The organism is Pseudomonas sp. FG-3G, assembly GCF_901007645.1.
In the GTDB taxonomy this organism is placed as follows: domain Bacteria; phylum Pseudomonadota; class Gammaproteobacteria; order Pseudomonadales; family Pseudomonadaceae; genus Aquipseudomonas; species Aquipseudomonas rhizophila.
This window is the reverse complement of sequence record NZ_CAAKGZ010000044.1, coordinates 119,165-137,702: the sequence shown is the minus strand read 5'-3', so window position 1 is coordinate 137,702 and position 18,538 is coordinate 119,165. Positions and strand designations below refer to the sequence as shown.

At 59.7% G+C, this 18,538-nt stretch carries 18 protein-coding genes, 1 tRNA gene and 1 pseudogene; 13 read left to right on the top strand and 7 right to left on the bottom strand.

Features of this window, described 5'->3' with window-relative positions:
• Positions 1-10: 10 nt before the first annotated feature.
• Entirely contained in the window at positions 11-766 is a 756-nt protein-coding gene (locus tag PSEUDOMOFG3G_RS25635; protein ID WP_139048848.1) for an ABC transporter substrate-binding protein, read from the bottom strand.
• A 216-nt stretch (positions 767-982) separates the two neighbouring features.
• Here PSEUDOMOFG3G_RS25635 and PSEUDOMOFG3G_RS25630 point away from each other — a divergent pair, with 216 nt between their 5' ends.
• A complete protein-coding gene (locus tag PSEUDOMOFG3G_RS25630) occupies positions 983-2,494 on the top strand; it encodes a serine protease (protein ID WP_139048847.1) in 1,512 nt (503 codons plus the stop codon).
• 29 nt (positions 2,495-2,523) lie between these two features.
• Here PSEUDOMOFG3G_RS25630 and hisF read toward each other — a convergent pair whose 3' ends face one another.
• The 6 genes from hisF to PSEUDOMOFG3G_RS25600 form a co-directional block, all read right to left on the bottom strand.
• Positions 2,524-3,294 (bottom strand): imidazole glycerol phosphate synthase subunit HisF, encoded by a 771-nt coding sequence (gene hisF, locus PSEUDOMOFG3G_RS25625; protein ID WP_047226901.1) that lies wholly within the window; start codon positions 3,292-3,294, stop codon positions 2,524-2,526.
• 9 nt (positions 3,295-3,303) lie between these two features.
• Positions 3,304-4,041 carry a 1-(5-phosphoribosyl)-5-[(5-phosphoribosylamino)methylideneamino]imidazole-4-carboxamide isomerase gene (hisA, locus tag PSEUDOMOFG3G_RS25620; protein WP_047226900.1) on the bottom strand — a complete coding sequence of 246 codons (738 nt, stop codon included), beginning with the start codon at positions 4,039-4,041 and terminating at the stop codon, positions 3,304-3,306.
• A gap of 42 nt (positions 4,042-4,083) precedes the next feature.
• Complete coding sequence (locus tag PSEUDOMOFG3G_RS25615; RefSeq protein WP_047226899.1) at positions 4,084-4,338, bottom strand: DUF2164 domain-containing protein; 255 nt, start codon at positions 4,336-4,338, stop codon at positions 4,084-4,086.
• A complete protein-coding gene (gene hisH / locus PSEUDOMOFG3G_RS25610; RefSeq protein ID WP_047226898.1) occupies positions 4,338-4,976 on the bottom strand; it encodes an imidazole glycerol phosphate synthase subunit HisH in 639 nt (212 codons plus the stop codon). The genes PSEUDOMOFG3G_RS25615 and hisH overlap by 1 nt, the downstream gene beginning before the upstream one ends.
• Positions 4,976-5,569 (bottom strand): imidazoleglycerol-phosphate dehydratase HisB, encoded by a 594-nt coding sequence (gene hisB, locus PSEUDOMOFG3G_RS25605; RefSeq protein ID WP_003186751.1) that lies wholly within the window; start codon positions 5,567-5,569, stop codon positions 4,976-4,978. Before hisB ends, hisH begins: the two co-directional genes overlap by 1 nt.
• A 273-nt stretch (positions 5,570-5,842) precedes the next feature.
• Complete coding sequence (locus PSEUDOMOFG3G_RS25600; RefSeq protein ID WP_047226897.1) at positions 5,843-7,504, bottom strand: OFA family MFS transporter; 1,662 nt, start codon at positions 7,502-7,504, stop codon at positions 5,843-5,845.
• 261 nt (positions 7,505-7,765) lie between these two features.
• On the opposite strand from PSEUDOMOFG3G_RS25600, the gene panM reads away from it, so the two are divergent.
• The 12 genes and pseudogenes from panM to PSEUDOMOFG3G_RS25540 all read left to right on the top strand — a co-directional run bounded on the left by panM (position 7,766) and on the right by PSEUDOMOFG3G_RS25540 (position 18,462).
• Complete coding sequence (gene panM / locus PSEUDOMOFG3G_RS25595; RefSeq protein ID WP_047226896.1) at positions 7,766-8,164, top strand: aspartate 1-decarboxylase autocleavage activator PanM; 399 nt, start codon at positions 7,766-7,768, stop codon at positions 8,162-8,164.
• Positions 8,165-8,303: 139 nt separating this feature from the next.
• Entirely contained in the window at positions 8,304-10,541 is a 2,238-nt protein-coding gene (locus PSEUDOMOFG3G_RS25590; protein WP_139048845.1) for an AsmA family protein, read from the top strand.
• Positions 10,538-11,605 carry an A/G-specific adenine glycosylase gene (gene mutY, locus PSEUDOMOFG3G_RS25585; protein WP_139048844.1) on the top strand — a complete coding sequence of 356 codons (1,068 nt, stop codon included), beginning with the start codon at positions 10,538-10,540 and terminating at the stop codon, positions 11,603-11,605. Before PSEUDOMOFG3G_RS25590 ends, mutY begins: the two co-directional genes overlap by 4 nt.
• On the top strand, positions 11,602-11,874 hold the full coding sequence (locus PSEUDOMOFG3G_RS25580; protein WP_047226893.1) for an oxidative damage protection protein: 273 nt from the start codon (positions 11,602-11,604) through the stop codon (positions 11,872-11,874). The genes mutY and PSEUDOMOFG3G_RS25580 overlap by 4 nt, the downstream gene beginning before the upstream one ends.
• A 102-nt stretch (positions 11,875-11,976) precedes the next feature.
• Positions 11,977-12,052 (top strand) — tRNA-Phe (locus tag PSEUDOMOFG3G_RS25575).
• A gap of 192 nt (positions 12,053-12,244) precedes the next feature.
• On the top strand, positions 12,245-12,652 hold the full coding sequence (locus PSEUDOMOFG3G_RS25570; RefSeq protein WP_139048843.1) for a hypothetical protein: 408 nt from the start codon (positions 12,245-12,247) through the stop codon (positions 12,650-12,652).
• A gap of 209 nt (positions 12,653-12,861) precedes the next feature.
• Positions 12,862-13,139, top strand: a pseudogene (locus tag PSEUDOMOFG3G_RS25565) (DUF1016 domain-containing protein); the annotation flags it as partial.
• Between the two features lie 94 nt (positions 13,140-13,233).
• Entirely contained in the window at positions 13,234-13,839 is a 606-nt protein-coding gene (locus PSEUDOMOFG3G_RS25560) for a biliverdin-producing heme oxygenase (RefSeq protein ID WP_139048842.1), read from the top strand.
• Positions 13,836-16,070, top strand: a complete 2,235-nt coding sequence (locus tag PSEUDOMOFG3G_RS25555) for an ATP-binding protein (RefSeq protein WP_139048841.1) — start codon at positions 13,836-13,838, stop codon at positions 16,068-16,070. Before PSEUDOMOFG3G_RS25560 ends, PSEUDOMOFG3G_RS25555 begins: the two co-directional genes overlap by 4 nt.
• A 40-nt stretch (positions 16,071-16,110) precedes the next feature.
• Positions 16,111-16,557, top strand: coding sequence for a hypothetical protein (locus PSEUDOMOFG3G_RS25550; protein ID WP_139048840.1), 447 nt, complete (start codon positions 16,111-16,113; stop codon positions 16,555-16,557).
• Between the two features lie 350 nt (positions 16,558-16,907).
• Positions 16,908-17,681 (top strand): ABC transporter ATP-binding protein, encoded by a 774-nt coding sequence (locus PSEUDOMOFG3G_RS25545; RefSeq protein ID WP_047226888.1) that lies wholly within the window; start codon positions 16,908-16,910, stop codon positions 17,679-17,681.
• A 13-nt stretch (positions 17,682-17,694) separates the two neighbouring features.
• Positions 17,695-18,462, top strand: coding sequence for an ABC transporter substrate-binding protein (locus PSEUDOMOFG3G_RS25540; protein WP_047226887.1), 768 nt, complete (start codon positions 17,695-17,697; stop codon positions 18,460-18,462).
• Positions 18,463-18,538 lie beyond the last annotated feature (76 nt).

Genomic DNA, 18,538 nt, shown 5'->3' with positions numbered 1-18,538 from the left:
GAATCGGCGATCAGAGATACCGCGCCATGATCGCGTCCACCGCACCTTCCTTGCGCAGTTCATCCAGGGCCGCTTGAAGGCGGGCGACCACGTCGTCGGGCACGTTTTTGTTCAACGCCAGGTACAACTCGGCACTGTTGAACCGTAGCACGGTCTTGAGATCGTTCACCCCTTCCTCACGCGCCAGATAGCGCCCGGCCGGATCCCCGGTGGCCCACAGATCGATTTGACCATTGACCAGCTTCCTGGCGTTGTCCTGATCGCGCAACACGACAATCGGGTTCAGCCCTTGCTTGGCCAAGGTCTCGGCAATCGCGTCACCCTTGTAAGCCCCGATCCTGTATTGACGCGCCTGCTCCAACGAGTCCAGGGAAATCTTGCTGTCAGCCTTGGCGAGCATGATCCAGTCGTCCGGGCCAATCGGGCCGACCCATTTGAAGAGTTTTTCACGCTCGGGCAATCGCGCTGTGACAAACACGCCGTACCCGGGATTATCCAGGGCCAGTTTATAAATTCGCTCCCACGGGAAACGCAGTGTCAGGCTGTAGCTGATATCGGCACGTTTGAATATCTCGCGGACAATATCCACCGCGATGCCATTGATGTTCTCGTCCTGAGCGAAGTTTTTGCCATTCTTGGCCATGTTGTAGGGCGGGAAGTTTTCCGTCAGCAACACCAGGCCGACGTCACGGCGATCTTGAGCTTGTGCCCCGTTGACGAACAACAAAGAGGCACTGGCAAGAACCAAAAGAATGCGTCTGAACATGTCTGCTACCCGAATCCATGGCGTGCCCAAGAGTGCCTCGGGCCTGCGAGCATGTCCACAGCCCTTTGCTGCCCAGGCGGCTCAACGACTCAAAATATAAAACAGCACTCTCACCGTTGAGGTAACTATTTACCGCCAACCGTCGGCCCCTACCTGATTAATTAGAGAACACCGGCCACTGCCGGTTTTCATTCAACTAACCAAAGGTGTCACTCGATGAAATCGATCTCCTTTCTGCTGACCGGCCTGCTCTGCTCGCTGAGTTTGCAGGGTATCGCCCACAGCCAGGACTTTGGCGAAGGCATGCAAAATTTTACGGCCTCTAAGGTCCTTGAAAACGCGGATGGATCACACAACCACTGGCGGGGCGTCGGACGCCTGTTTATCGACGGCTCTTGTACCGCGACGCTCCTCGACACTCAGGATGCATCGGTACCCCAACCAACACCCGCCTATGTACTCACTTCAGGACACTGTATCGAAAAAGGCAACGGCAACATCGTGACGGATAAACCGGTCAGCGGGGTCATGCAGTTCGATTACTTCGCCGACACCGAATTATTCAAAACCTACGCGCTGAAAAAGGTGGCATGGCGCAGTATGCAAGGCGTTGATCTGGCGATCATAGAATTGGACGTCAGCCTTCAGAAACTCATTGAGGAAGGTATACAGCCCCTGGAACTGGCCCGGCAAAAGCCTGCCGACGGGACCGATGTGCTGATCGTGAGTGCCCCGCTGGGTTTCGACAACGCCACATTGCGCATGGCTGCCTGCACTTTGCAGCCTGCTCGGGAAATAGTGGAAGGCCCATGGGTATGGCGAAACAACGTGATGACACGCTGTCAGGATATAGCCGGCGGCAGTTCAGGGGGGCCGATTCTTGATCGTCACTCCAACGAGATAATAGGCGTAATAGGCACCGGTAACCTGGCGGCCGGTTTCGCTCCATGCGACGAACATGCACCCTGTACGCGGGTTGGGGATGTCTATAAGGCCATTCCCAAAAACGTTTATGGGAACCCGACGATCTTTCTCAACGGATGCTTTGTACAAGGCCACATTGCCAATGAGGCAACTTCCTCTTGTCCGCTTTATCCAGCGTTCACCGTGAGTGCTGATGCCAACGAGCCCGCAAGGTACAAGAGGCTCAAAAAACGGGATGACGGAACGATGGAAATTCCGACATGGGATTACCATTTCTCCATCAGCACCGCTTTTTATCGCCACAAGACCGTGCGCACTGCGAAGGACTGCGAAAGTGGCCATTATTACAGCGACGCAATAAGTTCTAACGACGCGTTTATCAACAGCGAGATCGGCGCCCAGCCCGGTTTCTATTTCCTTTGCATTCTTGGCGTTGATTCCGCGACTCAAGGCGCGCAGGTCGGACTCATCAAGAATGGACTGTCCCTTGTGGTGGAAGTCCTTGATGACACGCCAACGGCGCAGCCCGATTTGTCGATCAGCAGCGGAGTCGGCGTGGAGCTGGCACGCGGTAGCGAGTACCGGACCTACGCCGTCAAATTTGGCCCGCTGGACACCACAGATTGCTCAAGGGATGAGCAGTATCTGACCCACACCTACATGGATTTCTGGTTTCCGGATGCAGAACTGCCGCTGAAATTCTGCACAATCGCCTACGACAAATCAGGACAGGCATCCGAGCCGAGGGTTGACGTACTGAGCCCTGCGACAGGGGCGCAAAACGCAACCCCCGTCGCCTCCTGAGGGGAGCATCGGGTCTCGCCTGTGCCCGCTTATCGAATGACGATTCCGCGCTGCGCCATGTAAGCCTTGGCTTCCGGCACCGTGTATTCGCCGAAGTGGAAAATGCTCGCCGCCAGTACCGCACTGGCATGGCCTTCAAGGATGCCATCGGCCAGGTGCTGCAGGTTGCCGACGCCGCCGGAGGCGATGACCGGAATGCCCAAGGCATCGCTGATGGCGCGGGTGACGCCCAGGTCGAAACCGTTTTTCATGCCGTCCTGGTCCATGCTGGTCAGCAAGATCTCACCGGCCCCCAGGCCTTCCATCTTCTTCGCCCATTCCACGGCGTCCAGGCCGGTGGGTTTGCGCCCACCGTGGGTGAAGATCTCCCAGCGCGGGGTTTCGCCCGGGCCGGACACTTTCTTGGCATCGATGGCCACGACAATGCACTGCGAACCAAAACGCTGGGCCGCTTCGCCGACGAATTCCGGGTTGAACACCGCGGCGGTGTTGATCGACACCTTGTCCGCACCGGCGTTGAGCAGGTTGCGGATGTCCTGCACGGTGCGCACGCCACCGCCCACGGTCAGCGGGATGAACACCTGGCTGGCCATGCGCTCGACGGTATGCAGCGTGGTATCGCGGCCGTCTACGCTGGCCGTGATGTCGAGGAAGGTAATCTCGTCCGCGCCCTGCTCGTCATAGCGACGGGCGATTTCCACCGGGTCGCCGGCGTCGCGGATGTTCTCGAACTTGACGCCCTTGACCACCCGGCCGTTGTCCACGTCCAGGCAAGGGATGATGCGTTTGGCCAGCGCCATGGTCAGTCCTCAGCCTTTGTAGGAATCGCAGAAGGCCTGGGCCTCAGCGACATCCAGCGTGCCTTCGTAGATCGCGCGACCGGTGATCGCGCCGATGATGCCAGGCGCCTTGGCGTCGAGCAGCGCCTTGATGTCGCCCAGGTTATGGATGCCGCCGGAGGCGATCACCGGAATCTTCGTGGCGGCGGCCAGGGCGGCGGTGAACGGAACGTTGCAGCCCTGCATCATGCCGTCTTTGGCGATGTCGGTGTAGACGATGGCAGACACCCCATCGGCCTCGAAACGCTTGGCCAGGTCAATCACCTGCACGGTACTGACTTCAGCCCAACCGTCAGTGGCGACGAAACCGTCCTTGGCATCCAGGCCAACGATGACCTTGCCCGGGAAGGCGCGGCAAGCCTCAGCGACAAACGCCGGGTCTTTCACCGCCTTGGTGCCGATGATCACATAGCTCACGCCAGCCTTGACGTAGTGTTCGATGGTTTCCAGCGAGCGGATACCGCCGCCGATCTGGATCGGCAGGTTCGGGTAGCGCTTGGCAATGGCCGTGACCACTTCGCCGTTCACCGGCTGCCCTTCGAAGGCACCGTTCAGGTCAACCAGATGCAGGCGACGGCAGCCGCCCTCCACCCACTTGGCGGCCATGCTCACCGGGTCATCGGAGAACACCGTGGAGTCTTCCATCCGGCCCTGACGCAGACGTACGCAAGCGCCGTCCTTGAGATCGATAGCGGGGATAATCAGCATCTGGCAAACCTTCAAATTCGAATGTTCAGCTTGGCTCGGAAATCAGTTTTTCTCGAGCGCCCACAAGTCGCTTTCGATGCTTTCGAACCTTTCTTTAAGGTGCGTCTGCACATCGAAAATCGCCCTGTTGTAATAGTGCGGAGCAATTTCGCGGGTAAACAGCTCAAGAATTTCCGCCGCCTCGAACGAACCCAGGTCCAGTTCGAAACGATCCTCCATGAACCGTTGGATCTTGAGGTTCGCCTCACTTTCCTGCTCGGGCGTGAGGGTGAGGATCGGCGGTTTCTTGCGGGCCATTACCAGCGCCCGTCCCACGCGGCGAAGTTCTGCAGCAACTGCAGGCCATGGGTATGGCTCTTCTCCGGATGGAACTGCACGGCGAAGCGCGAACCGTCGGCCAGGGCCGCGGCGAAGTCGACGCCATAGTGACCGCCGCCCACCACCTGCCGGGCGTTACCGGCCGCGATGTAGTAGCTGTGCACGAAGTAGAAGCGCGCCAGATCCGGAATGTTGTGCCACAGCGGGTGATCCACCGTCTGCTTCACCTCGTTCCAGCCCATGTGCGGGACTTTCAGGTGCTCGCCGTCTTCGTGCAGATCCTTGCCGAAAAACTTCACCTGGCCTGGAAACATCGCGATGCAATCGACGCCGTCGTTCTCCTCGCTGCTCTCGAGCAAGGCCTGCATGCCCACGCAAATGCCAAGGAACGGACGATCCTGACTGACTTCATGCACAAGCGAATCGAAGCCCAGGCGACGGATCTCGGCCATGCAGTCACGAATCGCACCAACACCGGGAAAGACCACCCGGTCGGCTTCGCGAATCACGTCGGCATCGCTGGTGATCAGTACCTTGCCGGCGCCCACGTGCTCGAGGGCCTTGGCCACCGAGTGCAGGTTGCCCATGCCGTAATCGATAACCGCGACCGTCTGCATTACAGGACGCCCTTGGTGGAGGGCATTTGCCCGGCCATGCGGTCATCGAGCTCCACGGCCATGCGCAGCGCGCGGCCGAAAGCCTTGAACACGGTTTCGATCTGGTGGTGGGTGTTGTGCCCGCGCAGGTTGTCGATGTGCAGGGTCACATTGGCGTGGTTGACGAAGCCCTGGAAAAATTCCTGGAACAGGTCCACGTCGAAGCCGCCAACGGTGGCACGGGTGTACGGCACATGCATTTGCAGGCCCGGACGACCGGAGAAGTCGATGACCACACGCGACAGCGCCTCATCGAGCGGCACGTAGGCGTGGCCGTAGCGACGGATGCCTTTCTTGTCGCCGATGGCTTTGGTGAAGGCCTGCCCCAGGGTGATACCGACGTCTTCCACCGTGTGGTGGTCGTCGATGTGCAGGTCGCCCTTGCTGACGATATCCAGGTCGATCAGCCCATGACGGGCGATCTGGTCCAGCATGTGCTCAAGAAAAGGCACGCCGATATCAAACCGGGCCTTTCCGGTGCCATCCAGGTTGATCGAGGCTTTGATCTGGGTTTCCAGAGTGTCGCGCTCGACAGACGCCTTACGTTCGGCCATCACCAGCTCCGCAAAATCATTGGGCGAAAAAGGCAGCCATTATAGGGGCGCGAGCGGCAAACAGAAACACGGGAGGTGATATCCCTGACGGGTTGTCGGCGATAGACATGTCCGTACAAGCAATTGTGGCCATCACCCAAAACAAATGTGGGAGCGAGCCTGCTCGCGATAGCGGTGGATCAGCCGACAATGATGCCGGCTGACCCTCCCTCATCGCGAGCAGGCTCGCTCCCACAAGATTCGCCCTCACCCCAGCGGGTTCGGGCTAGCGCATTACTGGAACAACACCGCCGTCTTCTGCAGGGTTACCCAGACACCCCACGCCAACGGAATGCCCACCACCAACCAGGCGGCGATCGCCAAAGGCTTGGTGCCCGGCGCGGCTTTCCACTCCAGCGAAGTGGTGCTGTCAGCGCCCTTGTCATGGCCCAGCGCCTGTTCGGCGGCCAGTTCGGCGTCGGTCATGAAGTACTTGTCGGCGACCGGACGGACCATCAGGTTGCACAGGAAGCCCAGTACCAGCAGGCCGGCGAGGATGTACAAGGTGATGTCATAGGCCGCAGCGCGTTCAACGCCGATGCTCAGCTGATATTCACGCAGGTAGTTCACCAGTACCGGACCCAGCACGCCTGCTGCGGCCCAAGCGGTCAACAACCGACCGTGGATCGCGCCGACCATTTGCGTACCGAACAGGTCCGCCAGGTAGGCCGGCACGGTGGCAAAACCGCCGCCGTACATCGACAGGATGATGCAGAACGCCGCCACGAACAGCGCGACGCTGCCCAGATGACCCAGGTTCGGGATCAGCGCGTACAGGGCAAAGCCCAGGGCGAAGAACACGAAGTAGGTGTTCTTGCGACCCAGGTAATCCGAGCAGGATGCCCAGAAGAACCGCCCACCGATGTTGAACAGGCTCAGCAGACCAGTGAAACCGGCCGCAATGGCCGCGATCTGACCCAGTTGCGCAGCATCCAACTGACCGAAAGGCAAGTCATTGCCGAGCAACTTGCCGCCGAACACTTCCTGCAACAGTGGCGATGCCATGCCGATGATGCCGATACCGGCGGATACGTTCAGGCACAGCACCAGCCATACCAGACGGAACTGCGGGGTTTTCCAGGCCACGTTCACGTGAACGTGACGATGGGTGATCATCGCGTTCGCGGCTTTCTTCGGTGCCGGGGTCCAACCTTCAGGCTTCCAGCCGGTCGGCGGGACGCGGTACGACAGGGCGCCACCGACCATGAATACGAAGTAGATCGCGGCCATGACCAGGAAGCTTTGCCATACGCCCACTTCAGTCGGCGAAGAGAAATGGCTCATCAGCGCTGCAGCCAGCGGTGCACCTACCATCGCGCCGCCGCCGAAGCCCATGATCGCCATGCCGGTGGCCATGCCACGCTTGTCCGGGAACCACTTGATCAGCGTCGAAACCGGGGAAATGTAGCCCAGCCCCAAGCCGATACCACCGATTACCCCGGAGCCGACCCACATCAGCCATATCTGGTGAGTGTAAATACCCAGCGCGGAAATCAGCAGACCGCCGCACCAGCACAAGGCCGATACAACGCCAGCCTTACGTGGCCCGGCGTGTTCCAGCCAGCCGCCCCAGATGGCTGCCGAGCAACCCAGGAAGATGAAGAACAGGGTGTAGATCCAGCCGAGCATCGAGATCGGCCAGTCACATTGGGATGAAAAGACTTGTGCGATGAAGCTCATGTCCGGTGCACAGGCTACAGGCTTGGTGACGCCCAGTGCCTTGGACAACGGCAACCAGAACACCGAAAAGCCGTAGGCCATGCCGATGCAAAGGTGGATGGCCAGTGCGGCCGGTGGAACCAGCCACCGGTTGAATCCGGGCTTGGCGATAATGCGTTCCTTGGAGAGGAACGCAGGCTGGGCGGCAAAGCCGTCCGCCGTGATGCTCGTGCTCATTATGTATCCCCCAGTTATTGGTATGGCTCGCCAGCCATGCATCACCCTCAGCCTTATTGCACGCAAAGCGCGACTGTATTTTCTGGTGAAGCTTCATTTTGGTGCGACATTGAGTCGCAGAAGGACGGGCGAACGGGTAAAGGTTACCATTTGCTTATGACAGAAAAGCCAAAGTGCTATCACCTTTTTTACATCTTCTGTCTTATCGCGCCATTGCACGTTTTCTGTAGGGCGTGAATCGTTTATTTTTCAGGAATTTATATGCCCATCGTTGTCGAGCAGTTGAATGACGCCACCTGTCGGGACCGGCAGGACCTGCACAAAATCTACCAGGATGCCCCGGCCTGGCTGTTCGAGCCGTTCACTGACGGCACACAATTGATACACAAATGCCTGGAGGACGGCGCGTTGATCGCAGCCCGCTTCAATGACCGGTTGCTCGGCGCCGCACGGCTGCAACGGCACCAGGACGTCTGGCACTTGTCCCAAATGTGCGTGCGAAACGTCACCCGTCGTCGTGGGGTGGCGGAACGATTGGTCAGCGAAGCACGGAAAATGGCTACGCAACACGGTGCCGAACTGAAGCTCTTGGCCCCATCCGGTCATCTGGAAGCCCAGGCGCTGGCGGCCAAATTGAAACTGGCACTGGAGCAGGCCTAGATCCGGGAGCTCAGCGCGACCCTCGCCACGGTTCCATGGCCCACAGGCCTGTCAGAAAGAACGATCACCCAACGCGCCATCAGGTCAGGGCGTTATACTCCCAGGCTAAATTTTGAACTCAACCTACAAGGACTCGCCCATGAAAGCGTTCGGCAAAATCCTGGGTCTGGTACTTCTCGGGCTGTTGCTGGTCATTGTGGCCTTGGGCTTTGCCCTGACCCACCTCTTCGATCCCAACGACTATAAAGAAGAGATCCGCCAGATAGCCCGCGACAAGGCCCACATTGAGCTGACCCTCAATGGCGACATCGGCTGGAGCCTTTTCCCGTGGCTGGGTCTGGAATTGCACGAAGCCAGTGTCGCCACCCTGGCAAACCCGACACAACCGTTCGCCGACCTGCAGATGCTCGGCCTTTCCGTGCGCGTGATTCCACTGCTGCGCCGCGAAGTGCAGATGAGCGACGTGCGCGTCGAAGGCCTGAACCTGCGACTCAACCGTGACAAGAACGGCCACGGCAATTGGGAAGACATCGGCAAGGCACCCGCCTCTAAAACCACGGCAAACGCCCCGGCACCGGCCGAACAGCCTGCCCCTGGGGACAGCGCCCCGGCGCAGAAACCGGCCCAGCCAACCCGCCTGGACATCGACAGCCTGACCGTGAACAACGCCCGGGTCGAATACACCGACGAGCAGGCCGGCCGGCAGTTCACCGCCGAAAGCATCCAACTGAGCACTGGCCCGATCCATGATTCCACCAACATTCCGGTCACGCTCACCGCATTCCTGGCCAGCAACCAGCCAGCCGTGCGGGTGCGCACCGAGGTCACGGGCGAGCTGCGCTTCGAGCGCGCCTTGCAGCGCTACAAGTTCGAAGACCTGAAGCTGTCCGGCGAAGCCACGGGCGACCCTTTGCAAGGCAAGACCGTGACGTTCGCGGCACACGGGCAGCTACTCCTGGATAAAGCGGCGAACGTCGCCGAATGGACCGGCATCAAGCTTTCCATCAATCAACTGCGGGCGTTGGGCGAACTGAAGGTCAATGATCTGGACAAGACCCCGCAACTGAGCGGCGGCATGTCGATCGCCCAATTCGACCTGGCGAAATTCGTCGACGGCGTCGGTCAGAAACTGCCGGCCATGGCCGAAGGCAGCTTGAGCAAAGTCGAACTGGTCACCCGTATTGCGGCCACGCCGACCAGCGCCGAATTCAATAGCATCAATCTGAAAATCGACGACAGCACCTTCAGCGGTCGTATCGCCGTGGAAGACTTTGCCAAGCAGTCACTGCGTGCGCAGCTCAAGGCCGATACCTTCAACGTTGACCGCTACCTGCCGCCAAAATCCGCCGAGGCCGACAGTTCCAAGGCGGCCCGAGAGGCGGAGGTCAGCAACACCGAAGCCAGTGCCATGGCGGGCGCCGGCAGCACACCGTTGCCGAGCGCGCCCACCCAGGGCGCCTGGAGCAACGACCGGCTGTTTCCGGTCGAACGCCTGGGCAAACTGGACCTGGATGCCGACCTGACCTTCGGCCAACTGACCCTCGATAAACTGCCGATCCAGAATGCCGCGCTCAAGGCCACCGGCCAGGGCGGCCTGCTGACCCTGGAAAACCTGCGGGGCGATTTGTACAACGGCAACTTCGAAGTCAAAGGCACGCTGGACGTGCGCCAGCCCACGCCGCAGTTGAGCCTGCAAACCCGCATCAACCGGGTACCGGCCGAGAAAATCATCGAAAGCCAGGGCAAGAATCCGCCCGTCAAAGGCCTGGTGACACTCAACAGCGCCGTGACCGCCAGCGGCAACAGCCAAAAGGCCCTGATCGACAGCCTCAACGGTACTGCCGGGTTCGTCATCAACGACGGTGTCCTGCTCAATGCCAACCTCGAGCAGCAATTGTGCCGAGGCATCGCCACCCTCAATCGTAAAACCCTCAGTGGCGAGCCCCGGGGCAAGGACACCCCGTTCGAGCAACTCAACGGCAATCTCACCTTCCGCAGCGGCGTGGCCAGCAACCCGGACCTGAAGGTCCGTATCCCTGGCATGACCGTCAACGGCAACGGCGATATCGACCTGCGTGTGCTGGGCATGGACTACCGCGTCGGCATCATCATCGAAGGCGACAAGAGCGACATGCCCGACCCAGCTTGCCAGGTCAACGAACGTTACGTCGATGTCGAATGGCCGTTACGCTGCCGCGGTCCGCTGGAGCTGGGCGCGAAGGCATGCCGGCTGGACAACGAGGGTCTGGGCAAAGTCGCCGCGAAACTGGCCGGCGACCGCCTCGGCGACAAGCTCAATGAGAAGATCGACGAGAAGCTCGGCGACAAGGTCAGCCCCGAGCTGAAGGACGCGCTCAAGGGGTTGTTCAAGCGATGACAGCCGAGCAGTTTTCCAGCGCCGTACTGGACTGGTTCGACCGCCACGGGCGCCACGACTTGCCTTGGCAGCAAAACATCACTGCGTATCGGGTGTGGGTCTCGGAAATCATGCTGCAGCAGACCCAGGTCAGCACCGTGCTCAATTATTTCGACCGGTTCATGGCCTCGCTGCCCACCGTGCAAGCCCTGGCCGCCGCGCCGGAAGACGAAGTGCTGCACCTGTGGACCGGCCTGGGCTACTACACCCGCGCCCGTAATCTGCAGAAAACCGCGAAGATCGTAGTCGACCAATATGGCGGTGAATTCCCCCGCGACGTGGAAAAACTCACCGAATTACCGGGGATCGGCCTGTCCACAGCCGGCGCCATCGCCAGCATCAGCATGGGCCTGCGGGCACCGATCCTCGATGGCAACGTCAAGCGGGTGCTGGCGCGCTTCACCGCCCAGGAAGGTTACCCGGGCGAACCGAAGGTCGCGAAGCAACTGTGGGCGACTGCCGAGCGCTTCACGCCTCAAGACCGGGTCAACGCCTACACCCAGGCGATGATGGACCTGGGCGCCACGCTCTGTACCCGCAGCAAACCCAGCTGCCTGCTGTGCCCGCTTAAAAAAGGCTGCCAAGCCCACATGCTCGGCCTGGAGACCCGCTACCCGATCCCCAAGCCACGCAAGGATGTGCCCAAAAAACGCACCTTGATGCCGATGCTGGCCAACCGCGAAGGCGCGATTCTGCTTTATCGTCGCCCCTCCACGGGCCTGTGGGGCGGTTTATGGAGCCTGCCGGAACTCGACGACCTCGACGACCTGCAACACCTGGCCCTGCAACACTCGCTGGAGCTGGGCAATCATCAGCAGATGCCAAGCCTGGTGCACACTTTCAGCCACTTCCAGTTGGCGATCGAACCCTGGCTGGTCCGGGTCCGGGAAACCGGCCATCACGTGGCCGAGGCCGACTGGCTCTGGTATAACCTCGCCACCCCGCCGCGCCTGGGCCTCGCCGCCCCGGTCAAGACCTTGCTCGAACGCGCGGCCGCCGTATTGAACGCAGGAGAGTTGCAATGATCCGCACCGTGATGTGCCGCAAGTACAAAGAACAACTGGAAGGCCTGGAGCGCGCGCCGTTCCCGGGCGTCAAAGGCCAGGACATCTACGACAATGTCTCGGCCAAGGCCTGGGCGGACTGGCAAAAACACCAGACCCTGCTGATCAACGAAAAACGCCTGAACATGATGAACGCCGAAGACCGCAAATACCTTCAAGGCGAAATGGAAAAGTTCTTTTCCGGCGAAGAATACGCCAAGGCCGAAGGCTACGTGCCGCCGTCCGAATAGGCCACCCAGAACCGGGGCGGATCGTAAGCGACGGTAATAATTAAATATTTTTTGATAACGTGCTTGACGACCCCCTGAAAAACCCGTTTAATGCGCCCCGTTGCCCAGATAGCTCAGTCGGTAGAGCAGGGGATTGAAAATCCCCGTGTCGGCGGTTCGATTCCGTCTCTGGGCACCAAATACCGAAAACCCCGATCAAGAAATTGATCGGGGTTTTTTATTGCCTGGGATTTACGGGAGCTGTGACGGCGCGTCGAGCTCTTCAACCTCACTGGGTGCCACATTGTTTGTGGTGGATTGAGATTCGAAGTGGTTGCCCTGAAGCTGTAGGATAGATCGCCTTATTTTCATGCCAGGAGTCTGCCCCCCCATGTCATCGGCAAACAAACAGCAGAAACGAAACCAGCGCGCCAAGGCGAAAGCCAAGAAGAACCGCATTCAGCGTGCTGCTGCGCCGAACGATTTCCTGGACCCGAACGATGAGCGCATCGATCTGGAATCCGTGGACCTGACGGAGCTATTCCAAATCATGAGCTCAGCTGAAAAGGTCAGCCAGAAGGCAATGTGCGAAGCGTTCCTGGCCTATCCACTGTTGATGCTGGTGCTGGAACAGGAAGGTGAGGACGAAGCGACCGACTTCATCATTACTGCATTGATCGAATACCGTCGCCTGACCAAAGGCGTCGATGAGCAGACCGCACTGGATTGGGTGGAGAGTGAGCAGTTCCAGGCCGATTATGTCGCCGCGTCCAAGGCGCTAGCCCAAGATCCGATCTGATGATCGTCCTCATTATGAGGACGTCGGCAGTGGATGACGCCATCCCGGGATAGCTCCTACAAGCCAGGGTCAGCCAAGATCAGGCGGCGTCAAACCCGTCCTGCAAGAATCGGACAGCTTTCCTCCCACCTAATCAGACTCGCCCTGCATCATCGAAACGTCGTCCAGAGCATCCTTTTGGTCCGCCCATTCTCACGGCTGACATTTCGATGACCTCACTTCTCCCCCTAGACGACCCAAAGCTTGCTCCTCTGATTAATGAGCTAGGTGAACTGATCCGCCAGGCTCGCCAGAAGGTGCTGCGTGCCGTCGATACACTTCAGGTTCAGACCTGCTGGCAGATCGGGCGGCACATCATCGAATTCGAACAGGGAGGAGCATTTGGAACGCAGTGCGTTCCGAATTGAGCTGGCCCCATTACCGCACACTTCTGCGGGTAGAAGACCCAAACGCCCGTCATTGGTACCTGACGACGGGCAAATTGAAAGCCGACAGCTGATGACCGCTCGAAGGTAAAAAATCTGTGTAAGATTGATGCGCTTTTTTTCCAGCAACGCTCCAGTCAACGAGCTCTATCCCGCATGTCACCGGCCGCGCCTCCCCCTTCTCTGATTCAGGCATTGCGGACCGAAACCGCTGAGCTGCACGTCGCCCTGGAAAAACGCTTGCCGTTTTTCTCCGAACAGTTGGACCTCGACCTGTACCGGCGCCTGATGGCCGCCTACTACGGTTTTTATAAACCGCTGGAACAGCGACTTCATGTCCTGACGCTGACACCGACGGGGTTGGACCAATCCCTGCGGATCAAGCTTCCCGTACTGCGGGCGGATCTCACGGCACTGGGCCTGGGTGACGGCGCTATCGAGGCACTGCCCACCTGCCGGGACCTGCCGCAGATCGATTCCCGTGCCGCCGCCCTGGGGGTTTCCTATGTGCTGGAAGGTGCAACCCTCGGGGGGCAGATCCTGCGGCGCAGAGTCGCCGAACAGCTCGGTCTTGATGCCTCCAGCGGCGCTGCGTTTCTCAATGTGTATGGCGAACTCACCGGTCGGCGCTGGAAGGACTTCCTTCAATATCTGGGCGACAGGAACCTTGGCGACGCCCAAACGCTCGAAGTCACACGTGCCGCCAAAGCGACGTTTACTCATTTTGAACACTGGCTGGACAGCCAAAAGGTATTGTTATGACCCCGGAAAACCAGGAAGCCTTCGAAGAACTGCTGGCCAATTGTGCAGACGAACCGATTCGCTTCCCCGGGGCCATCCAGCCTCATGGCGTGCTACTGATGCTGTCCGAACCCGACTTCGTCATCCGACAGGTCAGCGCCAACGTATTGCAATTGATGGGGCACGATCCTCACGGTCTCCCCGGCCAGACGCTGGACGCACTGTTCGGGCAGCAGCAGGCCCAAGCCGTCCTCAAGGCCTGTCGCGCCGATGCGGACGGGGACAACGCGCCCGTGGAGATTGTCGTGAACCAGCTGCGTTTTGACGCCCTGGTCCACCGCCATCAAGGCGCCCTGATCGTCGAACTGGAACAGCACCTGAGCGACTACCGTCCCGAAGGTGTCAGCGGCGAAGCCAACCTGGGGCGCATGCTGCAACGCCTGCAAAGCGCGAAAAGCCTTCAGGCTCTGTACGAAATCAGCGTTCGGGAAATTCAGGCCATGACCGGTTACGACCGGGTGCTGATCTATCGCTTCGAAGAAGAAGGCCACGGCCAGGTGATCGCCGAGGCCAGCGCGCCGTCGATGGAGCTCTACAAAGGCCTGTTTTTTCCGGCATCGGATATCCCTGAACAGGCCCGGGAGCTGTATCGCACCAACTGGCTGCGAATCATCCCCAACGCTGACTACACGCCGGTACCGCTGGTCCCGCAGTTGCGTCCCGACACTCAGACACCCCTGGACCTGAGCTTTTCCACCCTGCGTAGCGTCTCGCCGATCCACCGCCAATACATGAAAAACATGGGTGTGCTGTCGTCCATGAGCATTTCCCTGATGGAAGGCGACCGACTGTGGGGCCTGATCAGTTGCGGCAACCGTCAACCCCTGCTCGTGCCCCATGAAATGCGCATGGCCTGCCAGACCATCGGCCAAGTGCTGTCGCTGCAGATCAGCGCCATGGAAGCACTGGATCTGACCCGTCAACGGGATGCCAAGCTTGAGGACCTCAAGGTTCTCGCCACGGCCATGGCCGAGTCCAGCGACAATGTCTTTGACGGCTTGTCCCGCGAACCCCAAAGGCTGATGGACCTGACCGGCGCCACCGGCGTCGCGATCCTCGAGGACAACAAGCTGCACCGCCATGGCCAGTGCCCGAAAGCGGAGCAGATCCGCGAGCTGCATAAATGGATGCTGGAGACCGACCAGCCCGTTTTCTCCCACCACAACCTGAGCAGCGTTTTCGCTCCAGCCCAGGCCTATCAGGACGTGGCGAGCGGTGTGCTGGCGATCCACCTGCCCAAGCCTGTGGAAAATGGCGTGCTGTGGTTCCGCCCCGAGGTGAAGCAAACCATCCAGTGGAGCGGCGACCCGCAAAAACCCCTGGACCTGGAAAGCAGCGAGACAGGTTTGCGCCTGCGACCGCGAACGTCTTTCGAAATATGGAAAGTCGAAATGGCCGGCATCAGTACCAAGTGGACCCACGGCGATCTGTTTGCCGCCAACGACCTGCGTCGCTCGGCCCTGGAAAACGATCTGGCCCGGCAAGTCCACAAGGAGCGTCAGGCGGTGCAGGCGCGTGATGAACTGGTGGCGGTGGTGTCCCATGACCTGCGCAACCCGATGACGGTCATATCCATGCTCTGCGGCATGATGCAAAAGTCCTTCAGCTCCGACGGCTCCCATAGCTCCAAGCGAATTGCTTCAGCCATCGACACCATGCAACAGGCCGCCAGCCGCATGAACGTTCTGCTCGAAGACCTGCTGGACACTTCGCGCATCGACGCCGGGCGCTACACCATCCATCCCCAGCCGCTGGACGTCAGCCAGATATTCGAAGACGCCTGCTCGCTGCTGACGCCGCTGGCAACCGCCAAGGCCATCGATATTTCGTTCCACGCCGAACCCAATCTCAAGATCAATGCCGACCCCGAGCGGTTGTTCCAGGTGCTGTCGAACCTGATCGGAAACGCCATCAAGTTCACCCCCCAGCAAGGCAGCGTGGGCATCAGCGCGATGTCGGTGGGTGACGAGATCGTGTTCAGCGTTCGTGATACCGGCGAAGGAATCAAACCGGAGCAGTTGCCTCACGTGTTTGACCGCTACTGGACAGTCAAGGAAGGCAACCCGAACGGCACCGGACTGGGTTTGTATATTTCCAAGGGGATTGTCCAGGCCCATGGCGGTAAACTGCACGCCGAAAGCCAGCCAGGCAAGGGCAGCGAATTCAGCTTTACCGTGCCGAAAATCAACTGAGCCGGGCATCGCCCCCTAACAAACTGGAAACCGAAGCCCAATGGCCTCACTGAACAAACAGCAAAAACGCGCCAAGCGTGCCAAAGACAAAGCCAAGCAAATCCGCATGAGCGGACGTAAATCCATCCCCATGTATGGCGACCCGGCCCACGCCACCGCCCAGCCACCGGTCTACGTGCTCGAACTGTTCGCCAAGCTACGCGAAGCCGAGGCCCTCAGCCGCAGCGAAATGCTCGACACGCTGCTCGCGTCCCTGAGCGTGATGATCAGCGAACGCCCCGGCCTGCTGGACCTGAAAAACGCCGAGAACGAAAGCATGGCCGCCACCAACCTGGCCGCGGACATGCTGGTCGACTACCGCATGTGGGCCGACGACATGGATCGCGAGACGGCCCAGCGCTGGCTCAGCACCCCGGAGTTCATCAAGGACTTCAGCGAGGCGCTGGATCGTTATCGTCAGTTGATGGAAGAGCCCGCCGGCGAATAGAACGCGATCAGCCTCACGGAGAAGAGGACAGCCAGCTAAAACTTCCTATGGACGATAAAAACGCACAACGGCAACACTCATCCGATTAACCCTTCCAACCCCCAGCCAAAGCTGGCACCATCGCGCCTTTTTTTACGCGACTCCCCGGGATTTTTACCGGTAAACAGAGTTCGAACGGCCGTTCGGTTGTTGATGGCGCGACAGTCTGCTGCGCCGATGCGACAACCTGCCGCACATTCGCGGTTTACCACCCGTAGCGCTGTTGGCTGCCATTCGGACGCTATGCTAGCTTGGCCGCCTCGCCAGGAAGGCCGCCAACAGCAAGGGAGCACACACCATGAGGACCGCACATGGCCCAGGCCACGCCCGCGCTTGAAATCCGCAACCTGCACAAACGCTACGGAAAGCTGGAGGTGCTCAAAGGCGTCTCGCTGACCGCCCGCGACGGCGATGTGATCTCGATCCTGGGTTCCTCCGGTTCCGGCAAGTCCACATTCCTGCGCTGCATCAACCTGCTGGAAAATCCCAACCAGGGCCAGATCCTGGTGGCCGGCGAAGAACTCAAGCTCAAGGCCGCGAAAAACGGTGAACTGGTGGCCGCCGATGGCAAACAGATCAACCGCATGCGCAGCGAAATCGGTTTTGTGTTTCAAAACTTTAACCTCTGGCCGCACATGAGCGTGCTCGACAACATCATCGAAGCCCCGCGCCGGGTGCTCGGCCAGAGCAAGGCCGAGGCCGTGGAAGTGGCTGAAGCCCTGCTGGCCAAGGTCGGCATCGCCGACAAGCGTCATGCCTACCCTGCCGAGCTTTCCGGTGGTCAGCAGCAGCGCGCCGCCATCGCCCGCACGCTGGCGATGCAGCCTAAAGTGATTCTGTTCGACGAACCCACCTCTGCCCTTGACCCGGAAATGGTCCAGGAAGTACTTAGTGTGATCCGCGCCCTGGCCGAAGAAGGCCGCACCATGCTGCTGGTGACTCACGAAATGGGCTTCGCCCGTCAGGTTTCCAGCGAAGTGGTGTTCCTTCATCAAGGCTTGGTCGAGGAGCAAGGATCGCCACAGCAGGTCTTCGAAAACCCGCTTTCGGCGCGCTGCAAACAATTCATGTCCAGCAACCGCTAACGGAGCAGTACATATGCAGACCTACAAGAAATTTCTCCTGGCCGCTGCCGCCAGTCTGGTCTTCTCGGCCAGCGCCATGGCCGCGGAAACACTGAAGATGGGCATCGAAGCGGCCTACCCGCCGTTCAATAACAAAGATGCCAGTGGCAACGTGGTCGGCTTCGACAAGGACATTGGCGACGCCCTGTGCGCCAAGATGAAAGTCGAATGCAGCGTGGTGACCTCCGACTGGGACGGCATCATTCCGGCCCTGAACGCCAAGAAGTTCGACTTCCTGATCTCCTCGCTGTCGATTACCGAGGAACGCAAGCAGGCCGTGGACTTCACCGAACCGTACTACTCCAACAAGCTGCAATTCATCGCACCGAAGGCCACCGAAGACTTCAAGACCGACAAGGCCTACCTGAGCGGCAAGACCATTGGCGCACAACGCGCCACGCTGGCCGGCACCTGGCTGGAAGACCGCAACATGGAAGATGACTACAACGTAAAGGTCACGCTCTACGATACCCAGGAAAACGCTTACCTGGACCTGCTCTCGGGCCGCGTTGACGCCATCCTGGCGGACAAATACGTGCAATACGAATGGCTCAAGAGCAAAGACGGCGCCGCCTTCGAATTCAAAGGCGACCCAGTGGTGGAAAGCGACAAGATCGGTATCGCCGTGCGCAAGGGTGACGACGAACTGCGCAACAAGCTGAACGCCGCGCTCAAGGAAATCGTTGCCGACGGCACCTATAAAAAGATCAACGACAAGTACTTCCCGTTCAGCATCTATTGATACTGACGTGCCTGGCCGGCGCCGCTTCATTGCGGCGCCGGCCCTTAGCAAAGCCTGCCGCGATATGAACACACAC

Bases quoted from the DNA above. Each gene is read 5' to 3' on its own strand.
- PSEUDOMOFG3G_RS25635 (WP_139048848.1), bottom strand. From the start codon at position 766: ATGTTCAGACGCATTCTTTTGGTTCTTGCCAGTGCCTCTTTGTTGTTC.
- PSEUDOMOFG3G_RS25630 (WP_139048847.1), top strand. From the start codon at position 983: ATGAAATCGATCTCCTTTCTGCTGACCGGCCTGCTCTGCTCGCTGAGT.
- hisF (WP_047226901.1), bottom strand. From the start codon at position 3,294: ATGGCGCTGGCCAAACGCATCATCCCTTGCCTGGACGTGGACAACGGC.
- hisA (WP_047226900.1), bottom strand. From the start codon at position 4,041: ATGCTGATTATCCCCGCTATCGATCTCAAGGACGGCGCTTGCGTACGT.
- PSEUDOMOFG3G_RS25615 (WP_047226899.1), bottom strand. From the start codon at position 4,338: ATGGCCCGCAAGAAACCGCCGATCCTCACCCTCACGCCCGAGCAGGAA.
- hisH (WP_047226898.1), bottom strand. From the start codon at position 4,976: ATGCAGACGGTCGCGGTTATCGATTACGGCATGGGCAACCTGCACTCG.
- hisB (WP_003186751.1), bottom strand. From the start codon at position 5,569: ATGGCCGAACGTAAGGCGTCTGTCGAGCGCGACACTCTGGAAACCCAG.
- PSEUDOMOFG3G_RS25600 (WP_047226897.1), bottom strand. From the start codon at position 7,504: ATGAGCACGAGCATCACGGCGGACGGCTTTGCCGCCCAGCCTGCGTTC.
- panM (WP_047226896.1), top strand. From the start codon at position 7,766: ATGCCCATCGTTGTCGAGCAGTTGAATGACGCCACCTGTCGGGACCGG.
- PSEUDOMOFG3G_RS25590 (WP_139048845.1), top strand. From the start codon at position 8,304: ATGAAAGCGTTCGGCAAAATCCTGGGTCTGGTACTTCTCGGGCTGTTG.
- mutY (WP_139048844.1), top strand. From the start codon at position 10,538: ATGACAGCCGAGCAGTTTTCCAGCGCCGTACTGGACTGGTTCGACCGC.
- PSEUDOMOFG3G_RS25580 (WP_047226893.1), top strand. From the start codon at position 11,602: ATGATCCGCACCGTGATGTGCCGCAAGTACAAAGAACAACTGGAAGGC.
- PSEUDOMOFG3G_RS25570 (WP_139048843.1), top strand. From the start codon at position 12,245: ATGTCATCGGCAAACAAACAGCAGAAACGAAACCAGCGCGCCAAGGCG.
- PSEUDOMOFG3G_RS25560 (WP_139048842.1), top strand. From the start codon at position 13,234: ATGTCACCGGCCGCGCCTCCCCCTTCTCTGATTCAGGCATTGCGGACC.
- PSEUDOMOFG3G_RS25555 (WP_139048841.1), top strand. From the start codon at position 13,836: ATGACCCCGGAAAACCAGGAAGCCTTCGAAGAACTGCTGGCCAATTGT.
- PSEUDOMOFG3G_RS25550 (WP_139048840.1), top strand. From the start codon at position 16,111: ATGGCCTCACTGAACAAACAGCAAAAACGCGCCAAGCGTGCCAAAGAC.
- PSEUDOMOFG3G_RS25545 (WP_047226888.1), top strand. From the start codon at position 16,908: ATGGCCCAGGCCACGCCCGCGCTTGAAATCCGCAACCTGCACAAACGC.
- PSEUDOMOFG3G_RS25540 (WP_047226887.1), top strand. From the start codon at position 17,695: ATGCAGACCTACAAGAAATTTCTCCTGGCCGCTGCCGCCAGTCTGGTC.